The following is a 25,589-nucleotide window of genomic DNA, read 5'->3' on the forward strand; positions in this document are numbered from 1 at the left end:
GCCCGGCCTGGCGAGCCCCCGGGTGGCAGCGTCCACCGTACGCTACGGCGCCGCTCGATTCGCGTGTGCCTCGCCGAATCCTGCTCCCCCTTGATCGTCGCGCTTGCGCCGACGGCGCGCTGCGAAAGGAAAGCGCTGGACGGACCGACCGCTTTCCCCAACCCGGCTGCCGTTGCGGGCAACGAGTCACCAGAAAACCGGTGGACAGTCCCGCGGCGCCCACCGGATCAATGATTTGTTAACTATAACTACCGCAAGTTGTTGGCATACACGCAACTCGCGACGGGCTGATTTCCATGGCACTGCGCGGATTTAAACGGCCTTTTGCGGTCGACCAGACCGTACTCGGATTTCCAAAACCGCCCACGTCGGCCATGGGCACGGAAGCCTTGGACCTCGTCTATCAGGCGGCGGACTTGTTCCGCAGCATCGAGGACAGGGCTCGCGCCGGGGAAGCCCGCGCCGAGGCTGCCGAACAGGCGCAGCTCGAAATCATCGCTGCCACCGAGCGCAAGCTGAGGGATGCGTCGCGGGCGCTCGAAGAGGCCCGGCGGCGCATCGAGTCCCAGCAGGAGCAGCTCGATGCGGCTGAATTCCGGGCCCAGGCCGCCGAAGCCGAGGCGCGTGAAGCCAAGCAGTCGCTGGCCCTGGTCGAGGACGCGATCCGCCGGCGCCTGCTGCTGACGAGCGGGCACGACGACGGCAGGTCGAGCGCCGTCGCCTGAGGCGCGGCCGATTTCGCCCGCTGCGGCCCTGCCCGACCGCCACCACGCGATTGTGCAACGACAATCAGTAGCCGCTAGCGAGCCCCGAGTTACGGCGCGGATCGTTCGCGCCATAGAAGCGGTTGTTGCCGACCGGCTCACCACCGAGCGCCGGCGCGCCGATGACGATGACCGCGAGGTGATTGGCCGGCTGCGGCGGACCGAACTTGTGGCCCATCCCTTCCAGGATCTTCCGCGTGTCCGGCGACAGCGTGTAGTCCTCGAGGTTGGTCGGTTCCGGAAGCCACTGCTGATGAAAGCGCGGCATGTCGACGGCTTCCTGCGCGTTCATGCCGTAGTCGACGGCGTTGATCATTGTCAGCAGCACGGCCGTGATAATGCGGCTACCGCCCGGAGTGCCCAACACCATCACCGGCTTGCCGTCCCTGGTCACGATGGTCGGGCTCATCGAGGACAGCGGGCGCTTACCCGGGACGATGGAATTGGCCTCCCCCTGCACCAGGCCGTAGAGGTTCGGCACGCCGACCTTGGCGGTGAAGTCGTCCATCTCGTCATTGAGCAGCACACCGGTCTTGGCCGCGGTCACCTTGGCGCCGAACCAGTCGTTCAGCGTGTAGGTGACCGACACCGCGTTGCCGTCCTTGTCGGCGATCGAGTAATGCGTGGTGTTGCTGCCTTCGTGCGGCGGAACGCCGGGCTTGATATCCCTCGATACGCCGGCCTTGGCCGGATCGATCGCGGCGCGGATCTTGGCGGCGTAATTCTTGTCGAGCAGGCGGTCGAGCGGATTCTTCACGAAGTCGGGATCACCGAGATAGCTGTTGCGGTCGACATAAGCGTGCCGCATCGCCTCGATCTGATAGTGCACCGCCTGCGCGGAGTGGTAGCCGAGCTCCTTCAGCGGATAGCCCTCGAGGATATTCAGGATCTCGCAAATGACCACGCCCCCCGAGCTCGGCGGCGGCGCCGAGACCACGTGGTAGCCGCGATAATCGCATTCGACCGGCGCGAGTTCGCGGACTTTGTAGTTGTCGAGATCCTCCTGCGTGAGCAGGCCCTTGCCGGCCAGGCTCGAGGCGACGATGGCCGCCCCCACCCAGCCCTTGTAGAAACCGTCGGTGCCGCGCTTGCTGATCTCGCGCAGCGTCTCGGCGAGCTCGTGCTGCGTCAGCCGCTCGCCGACCTGGAACGGCTTGCCGTTGTTGAGGAAGATCGCCGCCGAGGCCGGATCGTCCTGAAAATCCTTGGTCGAGGTCTGCAGCATGCTGACGTCGCCCTGGTCGAGCACGAAGCCGTCCTCGGCGAGCTGCAGCGCCGGTGCGATCACGTCCGCACGCTTCATCGTGCCGTATTTCTCGCGCGCATATTCCATCCCGGCCACCGAGCCCGGCACGCCGACAGCGAGATGTCCCTTGGTCGACAGGCCGGGGACGACGTTGCCGTCCTTGTCGAGATACATGTTGGCGGTGGCGCCCTTCGGCGCGGTTTCGCGGAAATCCAGGAAAGTCTTGCGCCCGTCGGCAAGCTGGATGGTCATGAACCCGCCGCCACCGAGATTGCCGGCGGCGGGATAGGCGACCGCAAGCGCGTAACCGACCGCGACCGCCGCATCGACGGCGTTGCCGCCCCGCTTCAACACCTCGACGCCGACCTGCGTCGCGAGATGCTGCGCCGAGACCACCATGCCGTTCTCGGCAGCGACGGGCGCGACCGATGCCGCGCGACCCGGCACCGCCGACATGAGGCCGACCGAAACAATCGCGGCGACTATCCACCGCGCGTGCGCTGTTGAATTTTGCATGGGAGCCTCCCCGGGGAATGCCGACGTGTCGCGGCTTGCGGTGCTATCTCAACGCGTACATTTAGCAGGCCGCTCGCTTGCGCACTATAGGCGCGCGCTCCGCTCAGCGCTTACCCGCAACCGGCTATGGCCGTCTGCCATAGGCCGCGTAGCTCACAAGCCCGATCACGAGCCACACCGCGAGCCTGATCCAGGTGTCGAGCGGCAGGCCGAACATCAGGAACAGCGAAGTTCCAGCGGCAGTCGGCGCCGCCAGCCAGTTCGCGGGCGCGATGGGCGCACACGGCGGAGAAAAGCCTCCGGCGGGCATGCCGGAGGCTTCGGAGGTCGTACTGAAGATGGAAGGAACACCTCTTTTGGTTGTGGTCAATGAGACGTTTTAAAACTCAACTTCCCGAAGCGATCTCTCGCCGATAGTTCACCAGTTGCGCTGAGCGCGGAGGAGCAAGAGAACCGTGTTCTGATCCTTCAGCTCGTAGATCGCGCCGGGCTTGCCAATGGCGGGGCTGCCGGGGAAGGCGATCGTGCCGGCCATCTTCTGATCCAGATGGGTGTAGGTGAAATCTGCCGAGAAGGTCAGGTTCTTCACCGGGGTCCACTGGGTCTGGGTACCGAGCTGCGCGATGTTGTAGTCCGGGTTGCATGCCGTCAGGGCCGAGCCAGCACCGAAGAAGTTGCTGAGCGAACCACCGACACCATTGCCAGCCGGGCCGCAGATATAGCCCTTGGCCGTGTCGGTGTAGCGGACGCCAGCATAAGCACCGTAGATGCTGGTGTTCCAGTTCGGGTTCCAGTTGTGCACATATGCACCGCGGAAGCCCCAGGTCTTGATGGTCTGCTGCTGACCGCCGGTGACGAACACGGTGTCAGGCGCGATGCCAAAGCCGATGCTCTGGTAGGCGCCGGGAACACCGGTGCTGCCGAAGATCGTGTTCTGACCAGCCGAGCCGGCAAGGTCCTGGATGTTGTAGCGGGTCGCGCCGTCGGTGTAGACACCCTGCAAGTTGATGGTGTCGCCAGGTCCGGTCGGGATGTTCTTGATCGACAACGCCAACTGACCAGCCCAGCCCCACTTGTCGTCCGGATGACCGGTCAACTCGGTGCCGCCGTAGTAGGCCGCGTGGTTATCATGCGCTGCGAACGACGCCTGGAACAGACCCCAGGCCTGATCGACGCGCAGCATGGCCACGAAATCCGGCGCGATCGTGCCGGCGTAGTCGCCGATGCCGAACACGTTGGTGTTGCTGGGAACGCCGAAGTTGACGGGCGCACCGAGGTTGACGACGCCAGCCTGATAGTAGGCCGTCTGATCCTGAGCCGACAGAGACAGCGACACGCCGTTGCCAAACTCAGCGGTGTAGGTGAACTGGTTCACACCAGTGATCGTGCCGCCGCCGCCGACGAGACCGTCGAAGTTGTTGCCCGGATAGGCGGTCCAGGGAGCAGAGAACTGCGAGACCGCCTTACCGATGGTGAAGCCGGCGAACTGGATGAAGGCGTAGTAGACGCCAACCGTACCAGCCGCAACCGCACCCGTATTGGCGTTGTTCGGCGCCTGAACCGTGCCGATCGGCGAGTAAACGGTCGCACCATTGCCCTGGCCGGCGTAGCTGTCCGAGGTCCAGTTGAACGTCGCATCGAAGAACGTGCGGACCACGCCGTATTCGGTCGCAGTGCGCGTATCGATGTTCAGGTCTTCACGCGAACGCCAGGTGTAGCCGTTGGTGAAGCGGTTCCGAGCGCCAGCGGCGCCCGAGGTGTTGCCGGTGTTGTCAACGTTCGAGTTCGCCAGGACGTCGACGCGCAGGTAGCCGCCCAGCTTGATGCAGGTGTCGGTGCCCGGGATGTAGTAGAACCCTGGACCATAGAGCGAGCAAACCTTCACGTACTCGACCGCTTTGGCCTTGACTGGAAGATCGGCCGCCTGAGCTCCCCCGGCTGCGACGAGAACCGCCACCGAGCCGAGGATAAAGCTGTTCGAAATTTTCATGTTAACCCCCAAGTTCACGTATGTCAGGAAAGGCCACGGATCGCTCAGTCGCTCAGCGCCTTCGACACACCCTCCAAATGCTCCGAGGGTCCGCCCATTCCTCACCGATTCTGAAAGCGCGAAAATAGCGTAGCGGATGGTTGTACCGGGGCCTTACGAATTGTTCTGATAAGCCTCATCAGCTCTGCGAATGAGGCAGCCGGGTCGACCGTTGCGGTGGACGCGCTTGGGAACGCGCCTTATGCGCCGCTCGCTCGCAGCCGGCTGTGACGCCGGCCATAGGCCGCATAGATCGCAAGCCCGATCACGAGCCACACCGCGAGCCTGATCCAGGTGTCGAGCGGCAGGCCGAACATCAGGAACAGCGACGTTGCAGCGGCGGCCGGCGCCACCAGCCAGATCGCGGGCGCCTTGAACGGCCGAGGCAATTCCGGATCGCGGACACGCAGCACCAGCGTGCCGATCGAAACCACCGTGAACGCAAACAGCGTCCCGATCGAGACCAGTTCGCCGACCAGCCCGATCGGCAGCAGGCCCGCCAGGACCGCGGCAATGATGCCGGAGAAGATGGTCGAGACGTAGGGGGTCCGGAAGCGCGGATGGATCTTTGCGGCAAAGCCCGGCAACAACCCGTCATGCGCCATGGCGCGAAAGATCCGCGGCTGCGCCAGCAGCATGATGAGGATCACGGATGTCAGTCCGAACAGGATGCCGAGCTTGATGAACGGACCGAGCCAACCGATGCCAACGGCATCGATACCGACCGCGATCGGATCGGGCACGCTGAGCCGATCATACGGCACGATACCGGTCAGCACGAAGCCGACCGCGACATAGAGCGCGGCGCAGACGACCAGTGAGCCGAGAATGCCGATCGGCATGTCGCGCTCCGGCACCTTCGCTTCCTGTGCGGCAGTCGAGACTGCGTCGAAGCCGATATAGGCGAAGAACACCACCGCTGCGCCACGGATCACGCCGGACCAGCCGAACACGCCCGGACCGGCATTCGGCGGAATCAGCAAGCCCTCCGGATTGCTCGACGTCACCCAGTTCGCGAGCGTCACCGAGGAGGCCGCGGTGGCGAGAAACAACGCGATGACGACGAGCTTGACCACGACGACGAAGCTGGTGAAGCGCGCGGACTCGCGAATGCCGACCACGAGCAGCGCGGTGACGAAGGCGATGATCGCCATCGCCGGGATGTTGACGACCGCACCGGTCGATGACCACGCACCGCTGTTGGCGTCGTAGGCGAGCGGCGCCGAGGTGAATTGCTGCGGCAGATTGATGCCGAAATCGCGCATGAAGCTGACGAAATAGCCGGACCATCCGACCGAGACCGCGATCGCGCCGACCGCGTATTCGAGGATCAGGTCCCAGCCGATGATCCATGCGATCAGTTCGCCGAGCGTGGCATAGGCATACGTGTAGGCGCTGCCGCAGATCGGCACGGTCGACGCCATCTCGGCGTAGCACAGGCCGGCGAAGGCGCAGGCGACGGCACCAAGCATGAAGGAGAGCGTGACGGCGGGACCGGCATTGGCGGCCGCCGCGTGCCCGGTCAGCACGAAAATGCCAGCGCCGATGATGCCGCCGATGCCGAGCGTGACCAGTTGCAACGCCGACAGTGAGCGCTTGAAGACCGGCGTCTCCGCGTCGCCGTCGGCCCGTGCCGCCTCCCGCAACAGCTCGGAGGTCGACTTTCGATCCCAGAAGCCAGCCAGGGTGTCCGTCACGCCAGATGCCCTCCGCCGCTCGGGCCCGGCGGGACCCGACGCGATCAGTGGACTATAACGCGCCTAACGTCAGGTCGTTCGCGCGGATGGCGACGGCCGGAGCCCTTATCCACCACCAAGCGAGGTACCGCGCCCTCATTGGCAGGGATGACGGCGACCGTCGCGGGCAAGGAAGGTGCCGGACGCCGGGTCGAACGAACGATAACGGGCGCAAGAGGACGGTGCCGGCGGGATGGTGCCGTAGGCGTTCTCCGGGTTGCCGCTGCGCTGCGTCGCCTGCGCCTCGCCCCATGGCGTGAGAGCACCGCCGTTGATCGCGCTCCGCCCCGGATTCTGGGCGTCAAAAAGTGCCGGCTCCGATATCTGGGCCGCCACCGGCGTGAACGTCATTCCCACCAGCAGCACAGCGGCTGCAACGGCCTTGAGCCCGGCCATACGACCTCTCCGATGCATCAATTGAAAATTGCCATGGGGCAGCAGGAACGCCCTCGTGCCCGGGCTTGATGTGGTCACGATCAAATTCCGGGCACAGGGGCAGCATGTCACAATGCTGCGAGGCTGCCCCAGTGGAGCACAACGACTGCGGTTCGCGACTGACGTCCGGCTCGCCGCTCAGCGGTTATGCACGTCAGGCCGCGGGTCGGAGACGAACCCGTCGCGGTTCGGCATCTTGACCGCCGCAAGCGACTTCGCGTCGAGCACGGCATTGGCCGGCACGATGCCGTTCAGGCTGAGGATGTAGGCGGACACCGCGTAGACGTCCTCATTGCTCAGCGACTGCGGCGCATTCTGCGGCATTGCGCGGCGGATGTAGTCGAACAACGTCGGGGCATACGGCCAATAGCTGCCGACGGTGCGGATCGGTTTGGGGCTCGCCAGCGTACCCTGTCCGCCGACCAGGCGATCGCCGACGCCGCCCTGCCCGCTGTTGCCATGGCACGCCGTGCACTGCTCGGCGAACACGGCGCGGCCGCGTTCGACACTGCCGCTGCCCGGCGGAAGGTTGGAGCCGTCGCGACCGATATCGATGTTCCAGCCCGCGATCTCCGCAGGCGTTGCCGGACGCCCGATGCCAAAGCGATCCTCGGCCTGCGCAGCAGCGGCAAGCATCGCGATCGCCCCCACGAGAAACGCCGCCTTGAGCTTACGCCTGGCCATTGGTCACCTCGCCATTCGCATCGATGCGCCAGGGCCAGATTGCGTTGTTGTGGTAGAACGAGTTGAGGCCACGCACCGCCACCAGTTCTGCCAGCGTCGGCTGGATGTAGCCGGTCTCGTCGATGGCGCGGCTCTGGATGACGGCGGGAGTGCCGTCCCAGTGCCAGGGCAAACGAAAGCGCGTGAGCGCACGCGTCAGCACCGGCTCCTGAAGTTCGGCCTGCTGCCAGCTCTTGCCTTCGTCGAGCGAGACCTCGACGCTCTTGATCTTGCCGTGGCCACTCCAGGCGATCCCCGTGATCTCGTGAAAGCCATGTGTGGTCAGCTTCTGGCCGCCGGACGGCCGCGTGATGATCGACTTGGCTTCCATGTAGAAGGTGAATTCGCGCGACGTGCCGTCGGGCATCGGGTCGGTGTATTTCGAGGTCTCCTCGCGCGAATAGGCTGGCTCGGCGACGACCTTGAGCCGGCGCAGCCATTTCACGTTCATGTTGCCCTCGAAGCCCGGCAGCAACAGGCGCAGCGGATAGCCTTGTTGCGGACGCAGCCGCTCGCCGTTCTGGCTGTAGACCAGCATGGCGTCGTCGAGGCATTTCTCGATCGGGATCGAGCGCGTCAGCGCGGCCGCATCGGCGCCCTCGGCAACGATCCATTTGGCTCCCGCCTGCACGCCCGCTTCGTCCAGCACCGTCTTGAGCGGCACGCCGGTCCATTCCGCGCAACTCAAAAGGCCGACGAGGTCCGAGGCCGTCTTGCCGTAGGGCTTGGTGTAGACCGGATTGCCGGAGCACTCGAGGAAGTGAATCCGCGACTGCGACGGAAAGCGGCGGATGTCCTCCATCGTGAACACCAGCGGGCGATCGACCATGCCATGCAACATCAGCCGGTGCTCGGCCGGATCGATGGTCGGCACGCCGCCATGGTGGCGCTCGTAGAACAGGCCGTTCGGCGTGATGATGCCGTCGAGCTCCTGCAACGGCGTACGGCCCGAAGCGGAGATATACTGCGGCAGCGTCTTCGAGATGTTCTTGATGACGCCTTTCTCGTGGACCGAGGGCGCGCCGTAGGGCTGGCTTCCCATTGGGTCGCCCGGCGTTTTCATCCATTCCGGTACGCTGGGCGGAAGATTATTCCCTTGTTCGGCAAGCGCGGTAGAACCGGCAACTCCCGCGATCGCGGAGCCACCGGCCAGTGCTGCACCCGCCTGAAGGAAACGCCTGCGAGACGCCTCTCGCACGCGCTTGTCCGTCGTGTGTTCGCTCATCGACGTTTTCCTCTGACGTTAGGCGATGCAGCCTAACACCAAACGCCCGAGGCGAGGCAATGGTCCCGCGCGCAGAGCTGCATCGACGACGCCTCGTGGCGGTCACATCTGTTCGCCGGGCATTTCGCTGGCCCGCTTCACCCAGGCGGCGAACTGGGCTTCGTCGAGCTCATCGTTCTCGTGAATGTCGAGATACCGCGTATGCTGCTGCTTGGACTCGCCCGGCGGCACCGGATGCAGCGACGCGCCGCGAAAGAACGCTACTTTGACGTAGCGCGCGAAGACATGGATACCGAGAAACCAGCCTTGCCCTTCCATGCCGTAGAGCGGCGAATTCCACTTCACCGCCTTGTGCACGCGGGGGATCGTGCGCACGATAAGCGCGTCCAGCTTGCGTCCGATATCGCGCTTCCACCCCGGCATCGCCGCGATATAGGCTTGCACGGGTGCGTCACCATACCCCTTCGCGATCTGCGGATTGCCGCCCGAGAGCAGGCGCGGCTTCGCAGTATCGCGCTTCGCGGCGCTCTTCACGCCCTTTTTGGTACCCTTCTTCGCGCTTTTCGCCGACGTCTTGGGCGTCTTGCCAGCCATTGTGCTTGTTTCCATCGGTTCACGTATCGCGCGCGGCGTCGGCCGCTCGAACAGGATCATATCGACCATGCGCCCATGTTGTCGTCATCGACCGCAGGCGTTCGCGGCGGCGTATCGACGCGCGCGACCTTGCGCGCTGCGGCCGAAGCCTAACCGGTCACCGGCGGCGTGCCGTGGGTGTGGAATGACTCGATCGTTTTCAACCCCCAGGCCTGTCCCTTCTTGCGCTCCTCCTCGGTCCACACGATCGGCTTCCAGTCCGGCGCTAGGATCAGGCGGGCGCCAGCATTGGCGACCTCGACGCGGTTGCCGCCGGGTTCATAGACGTAGAGGAAGAAGGTCTGCTGGATCGCGTGCTTGTGCGGCCCGGTCTCGATATGGACGCCGTGCTCGAGGAAAATATCCGCGGCCCGCAAGATCTCCTCGCGGCTGTCGAGCGCGTAGGTCACATGATGAAACCGGCCACGCTTGCCGTAGTGGTCGCGCGTGTAGGCGAAATCGTAGCTCTTGTTCGACATCGTCATCCACATCGCCGCTTCCGTGCCGCCGTTGAGCACGATCTGCTCGGTGGTGCGGCATCCGAGGTAGTTTTCGAAAAACAGGCGATTGGCCCTGATATCGACCGCGAGGCAGTTGAGATGATCGAGCCTGCGGACATTGACGCCGCGCGCCGGAAAGCGCTGCGCCTGGTTCTTCAATGCGGGCTTCAGTTCGGCCGGCGCCTCGTACCATTCGGTCTCGTAATAGAGTTCGATGACGTGGCCGTCGGGATCGCGGCAGCGGAATGCCGGTCCCTGCCCCATGTCATCATCGACCCAACCGATGTCGAAGCCCGAGCCCTTCAGCGCGGCGACGCGGCGTTCGAGCGCCTGCGGGCTGCGCGCCCGCAGCGCCATGTGCTCCATGCCTGAAGTGCTCGATGCGGTCAGCTTCAGCGAATAGCGCTCGTAATCGTCCCAGCCGCGCAGATAGACCGAGCCGCCCTTTCGGCCGCTGACTGTCATGCCCATGACGTCGACGAAGAATTTCAGACTCTCGTCCGGCTTCGGCGTCAGCAGCTCCATGTGCCCGAGATGAGCGAGATCGAAGATCGGTTCCGGCTGCATGGGGCGGTCTCCTTCGGCGACGGCGCCGGATCGACGTCGTTCCAATCGGGCGGCGAGCGGCGGCGCGTCGATTTGTACCAGTGTACAAAGGATTAGGTCCAGTCAACAAATTGGTGGCGCCGGCGACCGCGGCAGCATCGCCAGTCAGCCCTTCGACGCCACCACCGGCGCCGATCGGTGCGGCCGGGACGCGGTCGCCGACACCGTCAGCGCGACGGCGAGCGCGCACACCATGCACAGCTTCATCCGCGCGGTGCGGCGATCGGTCATCGGCAGGAAGAAGAAGAACGCGATCGCCAGAACGAGCAGCGCATTCACGAGATAATACATGGCCGAGCCCTCTTGTTGCGGATCAACAAGATGGCCGGCCCGGCCGCGGCGGTCCGTGGCCGGAATCACAGAGTGAATGCGGTCGAGGCCGGCGGTCAGGCGACCGAGACGACCTTCTCGCGATGCGACGACAGCAGCTTGCGGATCTCGACATCCGGCACCGGCCGGCTGAACAGATAGCCCTGCATCTCGGTGCAGCCGATGACGCGAAGCAAATTGCGCTGCTGCTCGGTCTCGACGCCTTCGGCGGTCGTCGTCATGTCGCTCGCGGCGGCAATGTTCACGACGGCCTGGACGATCGTGGACGATGCGCCGGTACCGGCGAGATCCTTGACGAAGGCGCGGTCGATCTTGATCTTGTCGAACGGGAAGCGCTGCAGGTAGCTCAGCGACGAATAGCCGGTGCCGAAATCGTCGAGCGCGATGCGGACGCCGAGCTCGCGCAACTGGTGCAGGATATCGAGTGCGGCCTCGTCGTCGCGGATCAGCACCGCCTCGGTGATCTCGAGCTCGAGCCGCGAAGGCGCGAGCCCTGACGCCGCGAGCGCAGCGGCGACGTTCAGCGCCAGCGTCTCGCTCTTGAACTGGATCGGAGACACGTTGACCGCGACATGGATATGGTCCGGCCAGTTCACGGCTTCACGGCACGCGGTGTTGAGCACCCAGTGCCCGAGATCGTTGATCAGGCCGGTATCCTCGGCGACCGGAATGAAATCCGCGGGCGAGATGGTGCCGCGTTCGGGATGACGCCAGCGCAGTAGCGCCTCGCAGCAGCTGACCCGGCTGTCCTCGAGATGAAGCAGCGGCTGATAATGCAGCTCGAAGCTGCCGTCGACGATGGCCTGGCGCAGTTCCAGCTCCAGGCTGCGCCGCGCCTTGGCGCGCGCGTCCATGCCGGCCTCGAAGAAGCGGTAGGTGCGGCGGCCGTCGCTCTTGGCGCCATAGAGCGCGAGGTCGGCGTTGCGCAGCAATTGATCGAGCTCGAGGCCGTCGGCGGGCGCGACCGCGATGCCGATGCTGGCGTCGGTGGTGATCAGGTGCCCGCTGCACTCGATCGGCTGGCGGATCGCCTGATAGATCGCGGCCAGCAGCTGCATGGTCTGGGTCTGGTCGCGGACCGCGGTCTGGATCACCGCGAACTCGTCACCGCCGAGCCGCGCCGCGACATCGCTCTGCCCGAGGCAGGAGCGCAGGCGATCGGCAATTGCCCTGAGCAGTTCGTCGCCGATCTGATGGCCGAGCGCATCGTTGACGCTCTTGAACTCGTCGACGTCGATATACATGACCGCGAGCTGCTCGTCGGGCCCGATCGCCCTCAACGACTGTTCGAGGCGCTGGCGGAACAGCACACGGTTGGGCAAATCGGTCAGCGCATCATAATGCGCCATGTGGGCGATCTTGTTCTCGGTGCGCGTGCGCTCGGTGATATCCTCGATGGTCGCCACCCATCCGCCGTCCGGCAGCGGCGTGTTGACGATCTCGATCGCGCGCCCGCCCGGCGCCTGGGTCAGCTGACGCGTCGCCTTGCCGAGCTTCACATTTCGGATGATGGCATCGCAGAACTCGTCGACGTCGCCGTCGAACGAGCCGGTCTCCTGTCGGTGCGCAATCAGCCGCTGCATGGTGCAGCCTGGCTTCGCCACGTCGGGCGAAAGCCCGAACATCTCGATATAGGGACGGTTGCAGATGATGATGCGCGCTGACGCATCGTAGAGCACGAGCCCTTGCGGAATGTTGTTCACGGCCGTGATGAGATTGCGCCGCTCGGTGGCGAGCCGCGCGTCGGAGACTTCGTGCCGCTTCAGTAACAGGAAGACGATCGTGGCCATGATCGCAAATGCCGCCATCAGCAGGCCTTCGCGCTCGCTCCACTGTGCAGTCACTGTTCCGAGCAGGCTGCCGACCAGCAAACCGGCACAGAATGCCAGACCCTTGGTCGAGCCGGCGTCGGCATTTCCTGACGATGAATTGAGGTGTTCGATGCGCACGCTGATCTCTCCCGAGCGCGGCATCGTTACGCAGCACTAATGGAAAGGTCGTTACAACTCGCAGTTAGCAATCGGTTACACGTTACCAGGAGTCCGCAAACGACAAATCGCGCCAAGAACCCCGTAAACCTACGGAGCCATCGACGCACTCCTCCGAGATGGTGAATTGCGCATTAACGAAAAAACCGCGAAACAGTCGCGGCTGTGCCAGAAAGCGACGATTTCGTCGCCGATGCGCGTAACGGCGCACAATCTCGCGGTACGATAGAAACAAATCGTCACCGGGAAGGTGTAGATTTAGCCGATGCGAAACCCCGGCGACTTAACGGTTTTTCCAATCCCGGGCGGGCATATTGGTCCGAACATTTAGATTTCGAGAACGAGCCAGGCGAGAACTGTGACATCCTTCGGACGTGTGATCTCTGTGCGCGGCTCGCAGGCCCGGATTGGGCTACTGGCGGGCGGCCAGATGCAGCTTTCAGAAATGCGGGCAACCGTGGGCCGGTTCGTCAGCATCCGCTGCGCGAGTTCGGTCATCGTCGCCATGATCACCGAGGTCACCTGCGAGCACCTGCCGCCGTCCGACGAGTATATGGCGACCGCCTCGGTCGATCTGCTCGGTGAGATCCTTGGCGGCGACCGGCCGAAATTCCAGCGCGGTGTAACCCATTATCCGACCATCGGCGACAGCACCGATCTGATCACGAACCAGGAGCTGCGCACGGTCTATGCGCCGAGCGGCTCGGACCAGATCAATGTCGGCACGCTGCAACAGGATCGCTCGGTGATCGCCTATGTCGACGTCGAGGAAATGCTCTCCAAGCATTTCGCGGTGCTCGGCTCGACCGGCGTCGGCAAATCCACCGGCGTGTCGCTGCTGCTCAACGAGATCCTGAAGTCGCGGCCGAACCTGCGCATCTTCCTGCTCGACGTGCACAACGAATACGGTCGCTGCTTCGGCGAGCGCGCGCAGGTGCTCAACCCGCGAAACCTGAAGCTGCCGTTCTGGCTGTTCAACTTCGAAGAGGTCGTCGACGTCTTGTTCGGCGGCCGGCCCGGCGTGCCCGAAGAGCTCGACATCCTCGCCGAAGTGATCCCGATGGCGAAGGGCATCTACACCCAGTACCAGAACTCGGATCGGGTCGGTCTCGGGCTGAAGCGCGTCGATCCCAAGCAGGTCGGCTACACCGTCGATACGCCGGTGCCCTATCGCCTCGTCGACCTGATCTCGCTGATCGACGAGCGCATGGGCAAGCTCGAGAACCGCTCCTCGCGCATCATCTATCACAAGCTGATCTCGCGCATCGACGCGGTGCGCAACGATCCGCGCTACGCCTTCATGTTCGACAATGCCAATGTCGGCGGCGATACCATGGCCGAGGTGATCAGCCATCTGTTCCGCCTCCCCGCCAACGGCAAGCCGATGACGATCATGCAGCTCGCCGGCTTCCCCGTCGAAGTCGTCGATTCCGTGGTGTCGGTGTTGTGCCGCATGGCGTTCGATTTCGGGCTGTGGAGCGACGGCGTCTCGCCGATGCTGTTCGTCTGCGAGGAAGCGCACCGCTACGCCTCCGCCGACCGCAATATCGGCTTCGGACCGACCCGCAAGGCGGTGTCGCGCATCGCCAAGGAAGGCCGCAAATACGGCGTCTATCTCGGCCTGATCACCCAGCGTCCAGCCGAACTCGACGCGACCATCATCTCCCAGTGCAACACGCTGTTCACGATGCGGCTCGCCAACGACCGCGACCAGGCGCTGCTGCGCTCCGCGGTGTCGGACGCCGCCGCCAATCTGCTGTCGTTCGTGCCTTCGCTCGGCACCCGCGAAGTGCTGGCGTTCGGCGAAGGCGTGGCGTTGCCGACGCGGCTGCGCTTCAAGGAGGTGCCGCCGCATCAGCTGCCGCGCGGCGAGGCCACCATCGCAACGGTGCCGTCGGTCACCGCCGGCCATGACATGCATTTCGTCAGCGCCGTGCTAGAGCGCTGGCGCGGCGCCACCTCGCATCGCGACAGCCCGAGCGGCGACGCCAATTTCAACCCTCCGGCGCCGCCGCGCACCATGGCGCCCGCCGAAGCGCCGATGTTGCAGCCGTCACTTGGCCTCGATCCGGACCGCTTCTCGCTTCTGAAGAAGCCGCTGCGCTAGCATCATTCCGCCAAGGCGCCGATGCGCCTTGCGCCCACCCCGTCATCGACTATGGTTTCGCGTGACGCCGCATCGATGCGGCATGCCGGAACCATCTCATGACGCAGCCGACCGCAAAACGCTTCCCGACGCCCGCTCTCGACAGGCTCCCCGAGGATATCCGCACCCGCATACTGGAGGTGCAGGAGAAGTCCGGCTTCGTGCCGAACGTGTTCCTCACGCTGGCCTATCGCCCCGATGAATTCCGCGCCTTCTTTGCCTATCACGACGCGCTGATGGAGAAGGACTCCGGCCTCTCCAAGGCCGAGCGCGAGATGATCGTGGTGGCGACCAGCGCCGCCAACCAGTGCCAATATTGCGTGATCGCCCACGGCGCGATCCTGCGCATCCGCGCCAAGAACCCGGAGATTGCCGACCAGATCGCGGTCAATTATCGCAAGGCCGACATCACGCCGCGGCAGCGCGCGATGCTCGACTTCGCCATGAAGGTGAGCCGCGCGGCCGAGGAGGTCGCGGAGGCGGACTTCGCCGCGCTCGCCGTCCATGGCTTCAGCGACGACGACGTCTGGGACATCGCTGCCGTCGCGGCGTTCTTCGCGCTCTCGAACCGACTAGCGAACGTCACCGGCATGCGGCCGAACGCCGAGTTCTACATGCTCGGGCGGCAACCGAAATAGAGGACGGCTTGTAGAGGACATCTTGGCAGACTGGAGCGAAATCGTCCTGCGTCTCGGTGCGGCGACCCTTGCCGGCGGCGCGATCGGACTCGACCGCGACCTGCGCGGCAAGCCGATCGGCCTGAAGACGCTGGGTCTCGTCAGCCTTTCGACCGCTACCGTCGTGCTGCTTGCCTTGCAGGCGGTCGATCCCGGGAAATTCACCGATGCCGTCAGCCGCGTGATCCAGGGCGTGCTGACCGGGATCGGCTTTCTCGGCGCCGGCGTGATCGTCCGGCGGGGCGATCAATATCACGTCCATGGCCTGACCAGCGCCGCATGCGCGTTCTTCGCCGCTTGCGTCGGCATTGTCTGCGGCGCCGGACATTGGCCGATCGTCCTCACCGCGCTCATGCTGGCATTCCTGCTGCTGACTTTCGGCAAGCGGACCGAGCGGTGGCTGCACAACGTGCTCGGCGGCAAGGAAGATCCTCCCCAACCGGAGGCCGCGCCCGGTCAGTCGTCGGATGCCGGCCCGCACCAGCCGGGCAGATAGACCGCTCCTCCACTGCGTCCCAGCGCAAGCCCCTTCTCCAGCGCCTTGGCGAAATTGTTCTCCACCGTCTTGCGCGGGATGTGGCGGCGCAGGAAATCCGCCCACAGGAATTCGCTGAACGGCGTCGTGTCCTTGGCGAAGCCGCCGGCCCGGCGCATCTCACCGGCAAGGCTGCGGAACGGATCGTCCTTGAGATCCTTGATCGATTTCGGAATATCCCTGAAGTGGCAGCGCTCGCCCTTGGAATTGTAGGGATAGACCCAGCGCTTGTTGTCCATCACGCCCCAGAACACGTCACGCTCGACCATCGTGAGATCGCCGATCACCGTGACCAGGATGTCCTTGACGCCCTCCTCGTGCAGCGCCCGCGCCATGTGATGGTGGTCGACCACGTAGTAGCGATCGTCGGGTCCGTGAACGACCGGGATCATGTGCTTGCCCAGCAGCTCTGCGCGCTTCTTGTCCGAGTTGTGCTCGCGCCAGCGCTTCCGCTTCTCCTTCACCTCATGCATGCCGACCGTCATCTGGGTCGGCCGTAGCGACATGATCGGGACCGGTTTGACATAGGGCTCGCGCGTATGGGCCATGAATTGTACTCCCGTTTGACCGGCACTCCGGAATGGGTTCCATTATGACATGATGCCACAGGCAGACGAAAGGGCCGGTTCGGCGGAATGGCTTTGAGAGCAAACGAGCGCCTGAAGGCCCGCACGATCCGCCTCGGCAACCGGGAGGTTGTGACCGAGGGGTTGGAGCTCAGCTTCTGGGCAGACATCAGCCATCGCTGCATGACGGCATCCTGGCCCGCCTTTATTGGCGGTGCAGCATTGGTGTTCGTCGCCTTCAATGCCGTGTTCGCCTTGCTCTATTGGCTCGGTGATCACCCGATCGCCAACGTACCCGACGGCCAGTACGTCGACTACCTCTATTTCAGCATCGAAACACTTTCGACCGCCGGCTACGGCGACATGCACCCGCAGACCCATTACGGGCACTTCATCGCCACCATCGAGCTCTTCACCGGCATCTTCTCGATGTCGCTGATGACCGGACTGATCTTCGCGCGCTTCTCGCGGCCGAGCGCGCGGCTGCTGTTCGCCGACTATCCCGTGATCTCGAACCATGAAGGCCAGCTGACGCTGATGATCCGCCTTGCCAACGAGCGGCACAACATCATCGCCAATGCCACCGCGCGGCTGTGGCTGTTCAAGAACGGCGTCAGCAAGGAAGGCATGCCCTATCGCCGGTTCTACGAACTGCCGCTCTCGCGCAGCGAAAGCCCGGCGCTGGCGCTAAGCTGGACCCTGTTTCATGTGATCGACCAGCACAGCCCGCTGCACGGCCTCGACGCCGCGGACCTGGAAGCCGTCAATGCCGGTCTCGGCCTCATCGTGTCGGGCTACGACGACGTTGCAGCGCAAACCTTGCATGCGCGAAAATCGTACGAACATTCCGACGTCCGCTTCGGCCATCGCTATGTCGAGATCCTGCAGGCGACCGACGACGGCCGCCTCAGGATCGACTACAGTCGGTTCCACGAGACCATCGAGGGATAAATACTACCTCTGCGCGCATCAAGATTTTAGGTGTGATGTGCAGCGAACGTGCTACACATAAACGGCGACGCGACCGGACTGACAACAGTGAAGACGCAGCGGCCAATTTCCTCGGATGACGAGCACGTGGTGCTCAAATTCCGGCCGCGTACCTCAGCGCAGCCGCCAGGCAAACGCGAGGAGCGGGTCCGTTCGACCCGCCCCGCTTCCATCGCTCCTGTTTCCGTCGCCAACGACCTCTCTCGCTATGAGAAGCCGCGCGAGGAGCCGGACGATTTCCGCCAGCGCATGCTCGCCAACATCGCCGCCTTCGCCTTCACGGTGGCACTCACCGCCATCGGTATCTGGCTCGCCATGAGCATCGCCGATTTGCGCAAGACCCAGGATTGCGTGCTGATGGGTCGCCGAGATTGCGCGAAGATTACGGTGATGCCGCGCAGCTAGGCTCACCGGAACCGTGCCCAAAAACCGTCCTTGCCAGGCCGGCCAAGCTCCATTGAACTAACGGCCCTGCTCCGATATACGGGCACACGACTCCGGCAGCAGCAATAGGGAATTCCGGGGCAACGTGCCCGTCTCCTCCAAGTCGACCCGGAATTACCTTCAATATATCAAAGGCTTAATGATGTCCTCCACATTCGAGCAGATCGCCAACATTATCGCGGAGACCTGCGACATCCCGCGCGATACGATCAAGCCGGAGAGCCACGCGATCGACGATCTCGGGATCGACAGCCTCGACTTCCTCGACATCGCCTTTGCCATCGACAAGGCATTCGGGATCAAGATGCCGCTCGAGAAGTGGACCCAGGAGGTCAACGACGGCAAGGCCACGACGGAGCAGTACTTCGTGCTGCAGAATCTCGCCGACCGCATCGACGAGCTGGTTGCAGCCAAGAACGCGGGCACGGGCTCGGGCTCGTAATCGCCCATCATGCAGCTTGAAACCTTTCAGCTGATCGATCGGGTCGTCGACCTCAACCTCGACGCAAGGACCATTGTCGTCGAGGCGGACGTCCCGCCGGACAGCCATTCGGTGTTCACGGGACACTTCCCGGGCTACCCGATCATGCCCGGCGTGCTGCTCACCGAAGCGATGGCCCAGAGCTCCGGCTGGCTGATCCTCGGTCTGACCAAGTTCGAGCGCATGCCTTTCCTCGCCATGGTCAAGGAAGCCAAGATGCGTGGCTTCGTCAGCCCCGGATCGACGCTGACGATCGAAGCCAAGATCGAACACGAAGGTTCAGGCTTCACCGTGACCTCGGCGAAAGTCCGCGTCGGCAAGGAGCTCAAATGCAACGCCGAGCTGACCTTCCGTCATATCCCCTTTCCCAGCCCGGACTTGCGTGTGCACATGGACGCGATGGCCAACAAGATCGGGTTTCCGCTGCAGGCAATGAGTAATGGCTGAGAAGGAAGTCTGGATCACCGGCGTAGGCCTGCTCTCCTCGCTCGGCGAGGGGCTGGATACGCATTGGGATGCGCTCGGCGCCAAGCGCGTCAATGCCGACGAGAAGCGCCTCGCGCCCTACGTGATCCATCCGATCGCCCCCGTCAGCTTCGACGCCCAGATCCCGAAAAAGGGCGATCAGCGTCAGATGGAGATGTGGCAGCGGATCGGCACCTATGCTGCCGGGCTGGCGCTCGATTCCGCCGGTGTCAAAGGCAATCAGGAAATCCTGTCGCGGATGGACATGATCATCGCAGCCGGTGGCGGCGAGCGTGACCTCAATGTCGACCTGGCGATCATGAACGCCGACGCGCAGGGCAAGCTGCCCCCTGCCCTGCTCAATGAAAAGCTGATGAACGAGCTGCGCCCGACGCTGTTCCTGGCGCAGCTCTCCAACCTGCTCGCCGGCAATATCGCGATCGTCCACGGCGTGTGCGGGACGTCGCGCACCTTCATGGGCGAGGAAGCCGCGAGCATCGACGCCGCGCGGATCGCGGTCGCGCGCATCGGGGCCGGACAGAGCGACATCGCCCTGGTCGGCGCGGCCCATAATGGTGATCGCGGCGACCTGCTGATGCTCTATTCGTTCGGCGACTTCGCCCTCAAGGATCAGCATACGTCGGTCTGGGCCCGCAGGAACAACCCGGGCTTCGCGATCGGCTCCGCCGGCGCCTTCCTGGTGATGGAATCGCGCGAGCACGCCGAGGCACGCGGCGCCACGCCATACGCCAAGCTGACCAAGGTGGTCGCCGATCTGGCCAAGCGCAAGCAGCCCGGCGCAGTGAAGCAATCGCTGCAGGCGATGTGGCCGCAGCTTGGTGTCAACGATGCCAATGCCATGCTGATCACGGGTGCGACCGGCGCGGAGCCTGCGACCGCCGAAGAGCGCGAATTCCTCGGTCAGCACCCCGGCCTTGCCGTGCGCGCCACCGGAACGACCTTTGGGCACACCATGGAGGCGCAGTTCCCGCTCGGGCTCGCGCTGGCCGCGCTGTCGATCTCGCGCGGCGCGCTTTATCCGGCCAACGACCCGACCGGGCTGGAGGTTGAAAAGACCAAAGCGCCAACCCAGATTGTCGTGTTGGGGGTCGGCCACTGGCAGGGCGAAGGCATGGCACTGGTCGAGGCCGTCAAGTAATTCGGCGCAAGCACCGACGGGGACACCATGACAGCACCACGCGATAAATTCGGCCGACCGATCGTTGTCGTGACCGGCATGGGAATCGTGACGTCGCTCGGCGGCGGCAAGACCGACAATTGGAAACGCCTCAGCGCAGGCGAGTCCGGCATCAAGACCGTCACGCGCTTTCCGCTCGACAGCATGAAGACGACGATGGCCGGCGCCGTCGATTTCGTCACCGTCGATCCGTTCTCGTCGACCAGCCTGTCGCAGCGCCTCGCGGAAATCGCCGCCGAAGAGGCACTGGAGCAATCCGGCATCGGCAGCAAGGGCGACTTCCCCGGCCCGCTGTTCCTGGCGGTCGCGCCGATCGAGACCGAATGGCCGCAGCGGCTCGAAGTCGCGCGCGACGTTCCGACCAAGGACTTTGGCATCATCGAATATCTGGCAACCTGCAGCGGCGGGAAGTTTGCGCACTTCCACCGGCGCTTCACGTTCGGTTCGGTCGCACTCAGCCTCGCCGAAACTTTCGGCACCAAGGGATCGCCGATTTCGCTCTCGACGGCTTGCGCATCCGGCGCGACCGCGATCCAGCTCGGCGTCGAGGCGATCCGCCGCGGCGAAACCGATGCAACGCTGTGTATAGCTACCGACGGCTCGGTCAATCCGGAAGCCATGGTGCGATTCTCGCTGCTGTCGGCCCTTTCCACCCAGAATGATCCGCCGCAGGCCGCCTCCAAGCCGTTCTCGAAGAACCGCGACGGCTTCGTGATGGCCGAAGGTGCCGGTGCGCTGGTGCTGGAGAGCTACGACGCCGCGATGGCGCGTGGCGCGCGCATCCTCGGCGTCGTCGCCGGCTGCGGCGAGCTGACCGACTCCTTCCACCGCACCCGCTCGGCGCCCGACGGCAAGCCGGCGATTGGCTGCGTCCGCAAGACGCTTGCGGACGCCGGCATGGAGCCCGAGCAGATCGATCACATCAACGCGCACGGCACCTCGACGCCGGAAAACGACAAGATGGAATATCTGGCCACATCGGCGGTGTTCGGCGAGCACACCAAGAACATTCCGGTGTCGTCGAACAAGTCGATGGTCGGCCACACCATCTCGGCCGCCGGCGCGGTCGAGGCGATCTTCTCGCTGCTCACGCTCGAGCATCAGCGGATTCCGCCGACGATCAATTACGAGGTGCCCGATCCCGCGATCCCGTTCGATGTGGTGGGCAACAAGGCGCGCGATGCCAAGGTGACCGCCGTGATGTCGAACTCGTTCGGGTTCGGCGGGCAGAACGCCTCGCTGATCCTGACGCGCGAACCGGCCTGATCCACGCCTCGCCTCGTCCGATGAAACGCCTGCTCCTTCGTACCCGGGCGCGCCTGCGTGACGCAGCAAAGCCCGTGACCAACGTCGCCATTGGCGCGTTGACGACCGGGCTGCTGCGCACGACGCGCTATTTCGATCCGGAAAAGACCGCACGATTCTTCGGCCACGCCGCGCATTTCATCGGCCGCCGGTTGCGTGAAGATCGCATCGGCCGCGAGAACCTCACGGCCGCCTTCCCGGAGAAGTCGCCGCAGGAAATCGAAGAGATCCTGACTGGCGTCTGGCACAACCTCGGACGGATCGGCGCCGAATTCGCGCATATCGACCGCATCTGGGACCATGACCCCAAGAATCCCGACAAGTCGGGCCGCGTTGAATTCTCGGCGCGCAGCAAGCAGCTGTTCGATCAATTGCGTGACGACGGCAAGCCGGCACTATTCTTCGCCGCACATCTCGGCAACTGGGAGCTCTCGCCTATTGCCGCCGCCGCGCATGGCCTCGACGCCACGATCCTGTTCCGGCGGCCGAACATCGAAGCAGCCGACCGCGCCATCGAACGCATCCGCGCCGTCAATTTGGGTACGCTGGTGCCGGCCGGCCGCGACGCGCCGCTCAAGCTGGCGCAGGCGCTTCAGCGTGGCCAGCACGTCGCGATGCTGGTCGACCAGTATTTGACCAACGGCGTTCCCGTCACCTTCTTCGGCCGCAAGACCACCGCGAACCCGCTGCTGGCGCGCCTGCGCCGGCAGATCGATTGCCCGATCCACGGCACGCGGATCATCCGCCTGCCCGATGGCCGTTTCCGCGGCGAGGTCACCGAGGAAGTGAAGCCGGTGTTCGACGCGTCCGGCCAGGTCGATATCCAGGGCACGACGCAGGCGATCACCGACGTCGTCGAGGGCTGGATCCGCGAATATCCTGATCAATGGCTCTGGCTGCACCGGCGCTGGCGGTAGCGATCCGTTACGTCCGCCACTGGCATCACAGACCTTCGCGATCGAGCGACGGTACGTTCCCTCCGCAAGCGATTACCCATACACGCGAACGCTCGCTGTCGACGACGCCGCCCAAGACCGCCGCCATCGCCAAGGCGCCGCTCGGCTCGACCCGGATGCCGCAGGTCTCAAGCAGCAACCGGGCAGCGTATTGCACAAGCTCATCGCTAACAGCGCATACCTGAACATTCGACCATTGCAGAATTTCGAAGGCCCGCACTCCGATCTGCCGGGAGCGCAAGGCATCGCATAGCGTATCTCCAGGAGGATCAATCCGGATCGGAATGCCAATCTCGCGGGCACGCGCGTAGCGTTGGTGAGTCTGCGGTTCTGCAACATAGATTGCAGTCGAGATGGACCAGGAGCGCAAAGCAAGGGCAACGCCAGCAGCCAGCCCACCGCCGCCACAGGCAACAATCACGGCATCAGAGGCTGGGCCACTTGCCTGAATGGCAGCTGCAATCTCCGAACCCAGCGTGAAGCTTCCGGCAATCATCTCGACGTCTTCGAACGCGTGAAGGTTACGCCAACTGCGTCGATGGGCCTCCATTCGAGCGCAATCGACCAACTCCGACCGCTCGACGATCTTTACCTCAGCTCCGGTTTTTCGGGCCTGCTCCCTTTTGAAGGCCGCTACGTCCGCGGGCATGACCAAACAGGCGGGCTTGTCCAGCGCCTGAGCGGCCAGGCCGACCGCAATCGGAAAGTTTCCTGATCCTGCGGCGACAACTCCTCGCTCAGCATTTCTCGTCCCAAGGATAGCTCCTCGAAACTTGAACGAACCGCCATATTGAACGGTCTCGTCTTTGACGAGGATTGTTCGCCCGGTCACTGCGTCCAACGCGGCGCACGATCGTATGGGTGTCTGCAGCGCCCGGCCTGCAATAAATTCGAGATCGTCACGGATCAAATGAATCGGCTGACGGGGCATCCTGGCCTCTGCGGCAATCGCAAACGAGTACCAAGGGCTAATCGGACACGCCTGCACAGGTGTCCAATCAGCTGTTGTGACTGCTCGATTTATCTTGTGAACGCCTGAAGTATCTCAGCTCGTCATAGGGCAACAGCGTCGTGCCTACACGCAGCCTAGCGCCCCGTCTTCACCCGCGTCCACAGCCGGTTGATGATCCGCTGCGTCGCCGGATCGCGCGCCGTGATCACGAACAGCTTCTTCTGCATCGCCGCGTCGGGATAGATGTTCCTGTCGTCGAAGATCTTGGGGTCGATCAGCTTCTGGCTCGCCAGATTGCCATTGGCGTAGGACAGGAAGTTCGAGTTCTTCGCCGCGACGTCGGGACGATAGAGGTAGTTGATCAGCTCATAGGCCTCAGCGACGTTCTTGGCATCGGCGGGGATTGCGAGATTGTCGAAGAACATCTGCGCGCCCTCCTTCGGGATCGTGTAGCCGATCTCGACGCCGGTCTTGGCTTCCGCCGCCCGGCTGCGCGCCTGCATGATGTCGCCCGACCATCCGACCACGAAGCAGATCTCGCCCGAAGCCAGCGCGCTGAGATATTCGGACGAATGGAATTTGCGCACATAGGGCCGGATCTTGGTGACGAGATCGGCGGCCTTCTCGAGGTCGGCCGGCTTGGTCGAATTCGGATCGAGACCGAGATAGCTCAGCGCCGCCGGCAGGATGTCGTCGGCCGAATCCAGCATGTGGATGCCGCAATCCCTGAACTTGGCCAGGTTCTCCGGCTTGAACACCATGTCCCAGCTGTCGATCTTCGCGTCAGGTCCGAGGATATTCTCCGCCATCTTGACGTTGTAGCCGATGCCGGTGGTGCCCCACATGTAGTTGGCGCCGTAGTTGTTGCCCGGATCGTAGGTCGCGAGTTGCTCCGTCACCACCGGCCAGGCATTGGCGAGGTTCGGCAGCTTCGACTTGTCGAGCTTCAGGAACACCTTCGCGGTGATCTGCCGCTGCAGGAAATAACCGGTCGGCACCACGACGTCGTAGCCGGACTTGCCCGCGAGCAGCCGGGTCTCCAGCGTCTCGTTGGCGTCGAACGTATCGTAGACGACCTTGATGCCGGTTTCCTTGGTGAAGTCCTCGAGGACTCCCGGCGCCATGTAGTTCGACCAATTGTAGAAGTTGACCGTACGATCCTCAGCGCCGGCGGAGGCCGAGAGCAGCAGGAGCGTCGCGACCGCGCCGACGATGCTGACGAGACGACGGTGCTGCTCTCGCATCCTGGCCCTACCTCTTGCGGCGGTGAACCGCGTCCGACAGCCGCTCGAGCGCGGTATCGAGCGTCGAGTCCTTCTTGGCGAAACAGAAACGCACAACGGACGTCACAGCATCCTGCTCGTAAAACGCCGACACTGGAATAGCCGCAACCTTGTAATCCTGCACAATTCGCCAGCAGAACTCAGCATCGGTCTCGTTGAGGCCGAGCGGCGATAGGTCAACGGTGAGGAAATACGTCCCCTGCGACTTCAGCACCGGAAAGCCGATGCTCTCGAGCCCCTTGGAGAGACGGTCGCGGCTCCGCGCCATGTCCTTGCGCATGTCGAGGAAATAATCGTCTGGCTTGCCGAGGCCGTACGCAACCGCGGCCTGCAGATTGGGTGCCGTCGTGAAGGTGAGGAACTGGTGCACCTTCGCCGCCACGCGCAGCAGCGGCGGCGCGGCGCAGACGAAGCCGATCTTCCAGCCCGTCAGCGAGAAGATCTTGCCGGCGCTGCCGACCTTGATGGTGCGATCGCGCATCCCCGGAATCGTGATCAGCGGGATGTGCTCGCGGCCGTCGAACACGACGTGTTCCCAGACCTCGTCGCAGATCGCGACCACGTCGAACTCCTGGCAATACCGCGCCAGCAATTCGAGGTCCTCGCGCGGATAGACCACCGCGGCCGGGTTGAGCGGATTGTTGAACAGCACCGCCTTGGTCTTGTGGTTGAAGACGCTGCGCAGCATCTCCTCGTTCAGCCGCCACTCCGGCGGGCCGAGCCGCAACAGCCGCGGATGCTTCCATCAACGGCTACAACCAGTATCCGTCGATGATGGGCATTCCGGAGCTCCGTCAGACGACAGCTACGCATTGTGGCATCCTCCCCAGGGTCACGACCAAGCACGTGCCGCAGATGTG

At 63.9% G+C, this 25,589-nt stretch carries 25 protein-coding genes and 1 pseudogene; 11 read left to right on the forward strand and 15 right to left on the reverse strand.

What is annotated here, in order from left to right; all coding sequences use genetic code 11:
- Positions 1-296 precede the first annotated feature (296 nt).
- Positions 297-725, forward strand: coding sequence for a hypothetical protein (locus tag FNJ47_RS08970; protein WP_235999691.1), 429 nt, complete (start codon positions 297-299; stop codon positions 723-725).
- 64 nt (positions 726-789) lie between these two features.
- Here the strand turns inward: FNJ47_RS08970 and ggt are convergent, their stop codons facing one another.
- From ggt to FNJ47_RS09025, 11 genes are all read right to left on the reverse strand, one after another.
- Entirely contained in the window at positions 790-2,526 is a 1,737-nt protein-coding gene (gene ggt / locus FNJ47_RS08975; RefSeq protein ID WP_163152708.1) for a gamma-glutamyltransferase, read from the reverse strand.
- Positions 2,527-2,650: 124 nt separating this feature from the next.
- Complete coding sequence (locus FNJ47_RS08980) at positions 2,651-2,836, reverse strand: amino acid permease C-terminal domain-containing protein (protein WP_163152710.1); 186 nt, start codon at positions 2,834-2,836, stop codon at positions 2,651-2,653.
- A gap of 108 nt (positions 2,837-2,944) precedes the next feature.
- Positions 2,945-4,516, reverse strand: a complete 1,572-nt coding sequence (locus FNJ47_RS08985; protein WP_163152712.1) for a porin — start codon at positions 4,514-4,516, stop codon at positions 2,945-2,947.
- 239 nt (positions 4,517-4,755) lie between these two features.
- Positions 4,756-6,240, reverse strand: a complete 1,485-nt coding sequence (locus FNJ47_RS08990) for an amino acid permease (RefSeq protein WP_165445607.1) — start codon at positions 6,238-6,240, stop codon at positions 4,756-4,758.
- 147 nt (positions 6,241-6,387) lie between these two features.
- The gene (locus tag FNJ47_RS08995) at positions 6,388-6,687 is read right to left on the reverse strand and encodes a BA14K family protein (RefSeq protein WP_235999695.1); all 300 of its coding nucleotides are present in this window, start codon (positions 6,685-6,687) and stop codon (positions 6,388-6,390) included.
- 177 nt (positions 6,688-6,864) lie between these two features.
- Positions 6,865-7,362: a c-type cytochrome gene (locus FNJ47_RS09000; protein ID WP_430649367.1), complete on the reverse strand. Its 498-nt coding sequence runs from the start codon at positions 7,360-7,362 to the stop codon at positions 6,865-6,867.
- Positions 7,363-7,396: 34 nt separating this feature from the next.
- The gene (gene soxC, locus FNJ47_RS09005; protein WP_163152716.1) at positions 7,397-8,674 is read right to left on the reverse strand and encodes a sulfite dehydrogenase; all 1,278 of its coding nucleotides are present in this window, start codon (positions 8,672-8,674) and stop codon (positions 7,397-7,399) included.
- Positions 8,675-8,776: 102 nt separating this feature from the next.
- Positions 8,777-9,268 carry a DUF1801 domain-containing protein gene (locus tag FNJ47_RS09010; RefSeq protein ID WP_163152740.1) on the reverse strand — a complete coding sequence of 164 codons (492 nt, stop codon included), beginning with the start codon at positions 9,266-9,268 and terminating at the stop codon, positions 8,777-8,779.
- A 149-nt stretch (positions 9,269-9,417) separates the two neighbouring features.
- Positions 9,418-10,374 (reverse strand): catechol 2,3-dioxygenase, encoded by a 957-nt coding sequence (locus FNJ47_RS09015; RefSeq protein WP_163152718.1) that lies wholly within the window; start codon positions 10,372-10,374, stop codon positions 9,418-9,420.
- A gap of 144 nt (positions 10,375-10,518) precedes the next feature.
- Positions 10,519-10,704 (reverse strand): hypothetical protein, encoded by a 186-nt coding sequence (locus FNJ47_RS09020; RefSeq protein ID WP_163152720.1) that lies wholly within the window; start codon positions 10,702-10,704, stop codon positions 10,519-10,521.
- A 95-nt stretch (positions 10,705-10,799) separates the two neighbouring features.
- Positions 10,800-12,692, reverse strand: coding sequence for a putative bifunctional diguanylate cyclase/phosphodiesterase (locus FNJ47_RS09025; RefSeq protein ID WP_430649366.1), 1,893 nt, complete (start codon positions 12,690-12,692; stop codon positions 10,800-10,802).
- 397 nt (positions 12,693-13,089) lie between these two features.
- On the opposite strand from FNJ47_RS09025, the gene FNJ47_RS09030 reads away from it, so the two are divergent.
- The 3 genes from FNJ47_RS09030 to FNJ47_RS09040 all read left to right on the forward strand — a co-directional run bounded on the left by FNJ47_RS09030 (position 13,090) and on the right by FNJ47_RS09040 (position 16,050).
- Positions 13,090-14,838 carry a helicase HerA domain-containing protein gene (locus tag FNJ47_RS09030; protein ID WP_163152723.1) on the forward strand — a complete coding sequence of 583 codons (1,749 nt, stop codon included), beginning with the start codon at positions 13,090-13,092 and terminating at the stop codon, positions 14,836-14,838.
- Positions 14,839-14,936: 98 nt separating this feature from the next.
- Complete coding sequence (locus FNJ47_RS09035; RefSeq protein WP_163152724.1) at positions 14,937-15,515, forward strand: peroxidase-related enzyme; 579 nt, start codon at positions 14,937-14,939, stop codon at positions 15,513-15,515.
- Positions 15,516-15,537: 22 nt separating this feature from the next.
- Positions 15,538-16,050 carry an MgtC/SapB family protein gene (locus tag FNJ47_RS09040; protein WP_163152725.1) on the forward strand — a complete coding sequence of 171 codons (513 nt, stop codon included), beginning with the start codon at positions 15,538-15,540 and terminating at the stop codon, positions 16,048-16,050.
- Here the strand turns inward: FNJ47_RS09040 and FNJ47_RS09045 are convergent.
- Positions 16,011-16,637 carry a ParB-like protein gene (locus tag FNJ47_RS09045; protein WP_163152726.1) on the reverse strand — a complete coding sequence of 209 codons (627 nt, stop codon included), beginning with the start codon at positions 16,635-16,637 and terminating at the stop codon, positions 16,011-16,013. The two genes, FNJ47_RS09040 and FNJ47_RS09045, sit on opposite strands and share 40 nt — an antisense overlap.
- A gap of 87 nt (positions 16,638-16,724) precedes the next feature.
- Between FNJ47_RS09045 and FNJ47_RS09050 the strand changes: the two genes are divergently transcribed.
- The 7 genes from FNJ47_RS09050 to FNJ47_RS09080 all read left to right on the forward strand — a co-directional run bounded on the left by FNJ47_RS09050 (position 16,725) and on the right by FNJ47_RS09080 (position 22,455).
- On the forward strand, positions 16,725-17,606 hold the full coding sequence (locus tag FNJ47_RS09050) for an ion channel (protein ID WP_163152727.1): 882 nt from the start codon (positions 16,725-16,727) through the stop codon (positions 17,604-17,606).
- An 87-nt stretch (positions 17,607-17,693) separates the two neighbouring features.
- Positions 17,694-18,050: a hypothetical protein gene (locus FNJ47_RS09055; RefSeq protein WP_163152728.1), complete on the forward strand. Its 357-nt coding sequence runs from the start codon at positions 17,694-17,696 to the stop codon at positions 18,048-18,050.
- Between the two features lie 181 nt (positions 18,051-18,231).
- Entirely contained in the window at positions 18,232-18,531 is a 300-nt protein-coding gene (locus FNJ47_RS09060) for an acyl carrier protein (RefSeq protein ID WP_163152729.1), read from the forward strand.
- Positions 18,532-18,540: 9 nt separating this feature from the next.
- Complete coding sequence (locus FNJ47_RS09065) at positions 18,541-19,017, forward strand: 3-hydroxyacyl-ACP dehydratase FabZ family protein (RefSeq protein ID WP_163152730.1); 477 nt, start codon at positions 18,541-18,543, stop codon at positions 19,015-19,017.
- Positions 19,010-20,194, forward strand: coding sequence for a beta-ketoacyl-ACP synthase (locus tag FNJ47_RS09070; RefSeq protein ID WP_163152731.1), 1,185 nt, complete (start codon positions 19,010-19,012; stop codon positions 20,192-20,194). The genes FNJ47_RS09065 and FNJ47_RS09070 overlap by 8 nt, the downstream gene beginning before the upstream one ends.
- A gap of 27 nt (positions 20,195-20,221) precedes the next feature.
- Positions 20,222-21,499 (forward strand): beta-ketoacyl-ACP synthase, encoded by a 1,278-nt coding sequence (locus FNJ47_RS09075; RefSeq protein ID WP_163152732.1) that lies wholly within the window; start codon positions 20,222-20,224, stop codon positions 21,497-21,499.
- Between the two features lie 20 nt (positions 21,500-21,519).
- Complete coding sequence (locus FNJ47_RS09080; protein ID WP_163152733.1) at positions 21,520-22,455, forward strand: lipid A biosynthesis lauroyl acyltransferase; 936 nt, start codon at positions 21,520-21,522, stop codon at positions 22,453-22,455.
- A 25-nt stretch (positions 22,456-22,480) separates the two neighbouring features.
- On the opposite strand, the gene FNJ47_RS09085 is transcribed toward FNJ47_RS09080, so the two are convergent.
- From FNJ47_RS09085 to FNJ47_RS09095, 3 genes and pseudogenes are all read right to left on the reverse strand, one after another.
- Positions 22,481-23,425, reverse strand: coding sequence for a pyridoxal-phosphate dependent enzyme (locus FNJ47_RS09085; RefSeq protein ID WP_163152734.1), 945 nt, complete (start codon positions 23,423-23,425; stop codon positions 22,481-22,483).
- Between the two features lie 155 nt (positions 23,426-23,580).
- Positions 23,581-24,690, reverse strand: coding sequence for a polyamine ABC transporter substrate-binding protein (locus FNJ47_RS09090; RefSeq protein ID WP_163152735.1), 1,110 nt, complete (start codon positions 24,688-24,690; stop codon positions 23,581-23,583).
- 7 nt (positions 24,691-24,697) lie between these two features.
- A pseudogene (locus FNJ47_RS09095) lies at positions 24,698-25,465 on the reverse strand (aminotransferase class I/II-fold pyridoxal phosphate-dependent enzyme); the annotation flags it as partial.
- Positions 25,466-25,589 lie beyond the last annotated feature (124 nt).

It is taken from the genome of Bradyrhizobium uaiense (assembly GCF_010811875.1).
Classification (GTDB): Bacteria; Pseudomonadota; Alphaproteobacteria; order Rhizobiales; family Xanthobacteraceae; genus Bradyrhizobium; species Bradyrhizobium uaiense.

Excerpts from the sequence above, each read along its gene's own strand:
- soxC (WP_163152716.1), bottom strand. The coding sequence starts at position 8,674 with ATGAGCGAACACACGACGGACAAGCGCGTGCGAGAGGCGTCTCGCAGG.
- FNJ47_RS09085 (WP_163152734.1), bottom strand. The coding sequence starts at position 23,425 with ATGCCCCGTCAGCCGATTCATTTGATCCGTGACGATCTCGAATTTATT.
- FNJ47_RS09000 (WP_430649367.1), bottom strand. The coding sequence starts at position 7,362 with ATGCTTGCCGCTGCTGCGCAGGCCGAGGATCGCTTTGGCATCGGGCGT.
- FNJ47_RS09035 (WP_163152724.1), top strand. The coding sequence starts at position 14,937 with ATGACGCAGCCGACCGCAAAACGCTTCCCGACGCCCGCTCTCGACAGG.
- FNJ47_RS09015 (WP_163152718.1), bottom strand. The coding sequence starts at position 10,374 with ATGCAGCCGGAACCGATCTTCGATCTCGCTCATCTCGGGCACATGGAG.
- FNJ47_RS09075 (WP_163152732.1), top strand. The coding sequence starts at position 20,222 with ATGACAGCACCACGCGATAAATTCGGCCGACCGATCGTTGTCGTGACC.
- FNJ47_RS08980 (WP_163152710.1), bottom strand. The coding sequence starts at position 2,836 with ATGCCCGCCGGAGGCTTTTCTCCGCCGTGTGCGCCCATCGCGCCCGCG.
- FNJ47_RS08970 (WP_235999691.1), top strand. The coding sequence starts at position 297 with ATGGCACTGCGCGGATTTAAACGGCCTTTTGCGGTCGACCAGACCGTA.
- ggt (WP_163152708.1), bottom strand. The coding sequence starts at position 2,526 with ATGCAAAATTCAACAGCGCACGCGCGGTGGATAGTCGCCGCGATTGTT.
- FNJ47_RS09050 (WP_163152727.1), top strand. The coding sequence starts at position 16,725 with ATGGCTTTGAGAGCAAACGAGCGCCTGAAGGCCCGCACGATCCGCCTC.
- FNJ47_RS08985 (WP_163152712.1), bottom strand. The coding sequence starts at position 4,516 with ATGAAAATTTCGAACAGCTTTATCCTCGGCTCGGTGGCGGTTCTCGTC.
- FNJ47_RS09060 (WP_163152729.1), top strand. The coding sequence starts at position 18,232 with ATGTCCTCCACATTCGAGCAGATCGCCAACATTATCGCGGAGACCTGC.
- FNJ47_RS09070 (WP_163152731.1), top strand. The coding sequence starts at position 19,010 with ATGGCTGAGAAGGAAGTCTGGATCACCGGCGTAGGCCTGCTCTCCTCG.
- FNJ47_RS08995 (WP_235999695.1), bottom strand. The coding sequence starts at position 6,687 with ATGGCCGGGCTCAAGGCCGTTGCAGCCGCTGTGCTGCTGGTGGGAATG.
- FNJ47_RS09045 (WP_163152726.1), bottom strand. The coding sequence starts at position 16,637 with ATGGCCCATACGCGCGAGCCCTATGTCAAACCGGTCCCGATCATGTCG.
- FNJ47_RS09065 (WP_163152730.1), top strand. The coding sequence starts at position 18,541 with ATGCAGCTTGAAACCTTTCAGCTGATCGATCGGGTCGTCGACCTCAAC.
- FNJ47_RS09010 (WP_163152740.1), bottom strand. The coding sequence starts at position 9,268 with ATGGCTGGCAAGACGCCCAAGACGTCGGCGAAAAGCGCGAAGAAGGGT.
- FNJ47_RS09090 (WP_163152735.1), bottom strand. The coding sequence starts at position 24,690 with ATGCGAGAGCAGCACCGTCGTCTCGTCAGCATCGTCGGCGCGGTCGCG.
- FNJ47_RS09080 (WP_163152733.1), top strand. The coding sequence starts at position 21,520 with ATGAAACGCCTGCTCCTTCGTACCCGGGCGCGCCTGCGTGACGCAGCA.
- FNJ47_RS09020 (WP_163152720.1), bottom strand. The coding sequence starts at position 10,704 with ATGTATTATCTCGTGAATGCGCTGCTCGTTCTGGCGATCGCGTTCTTC.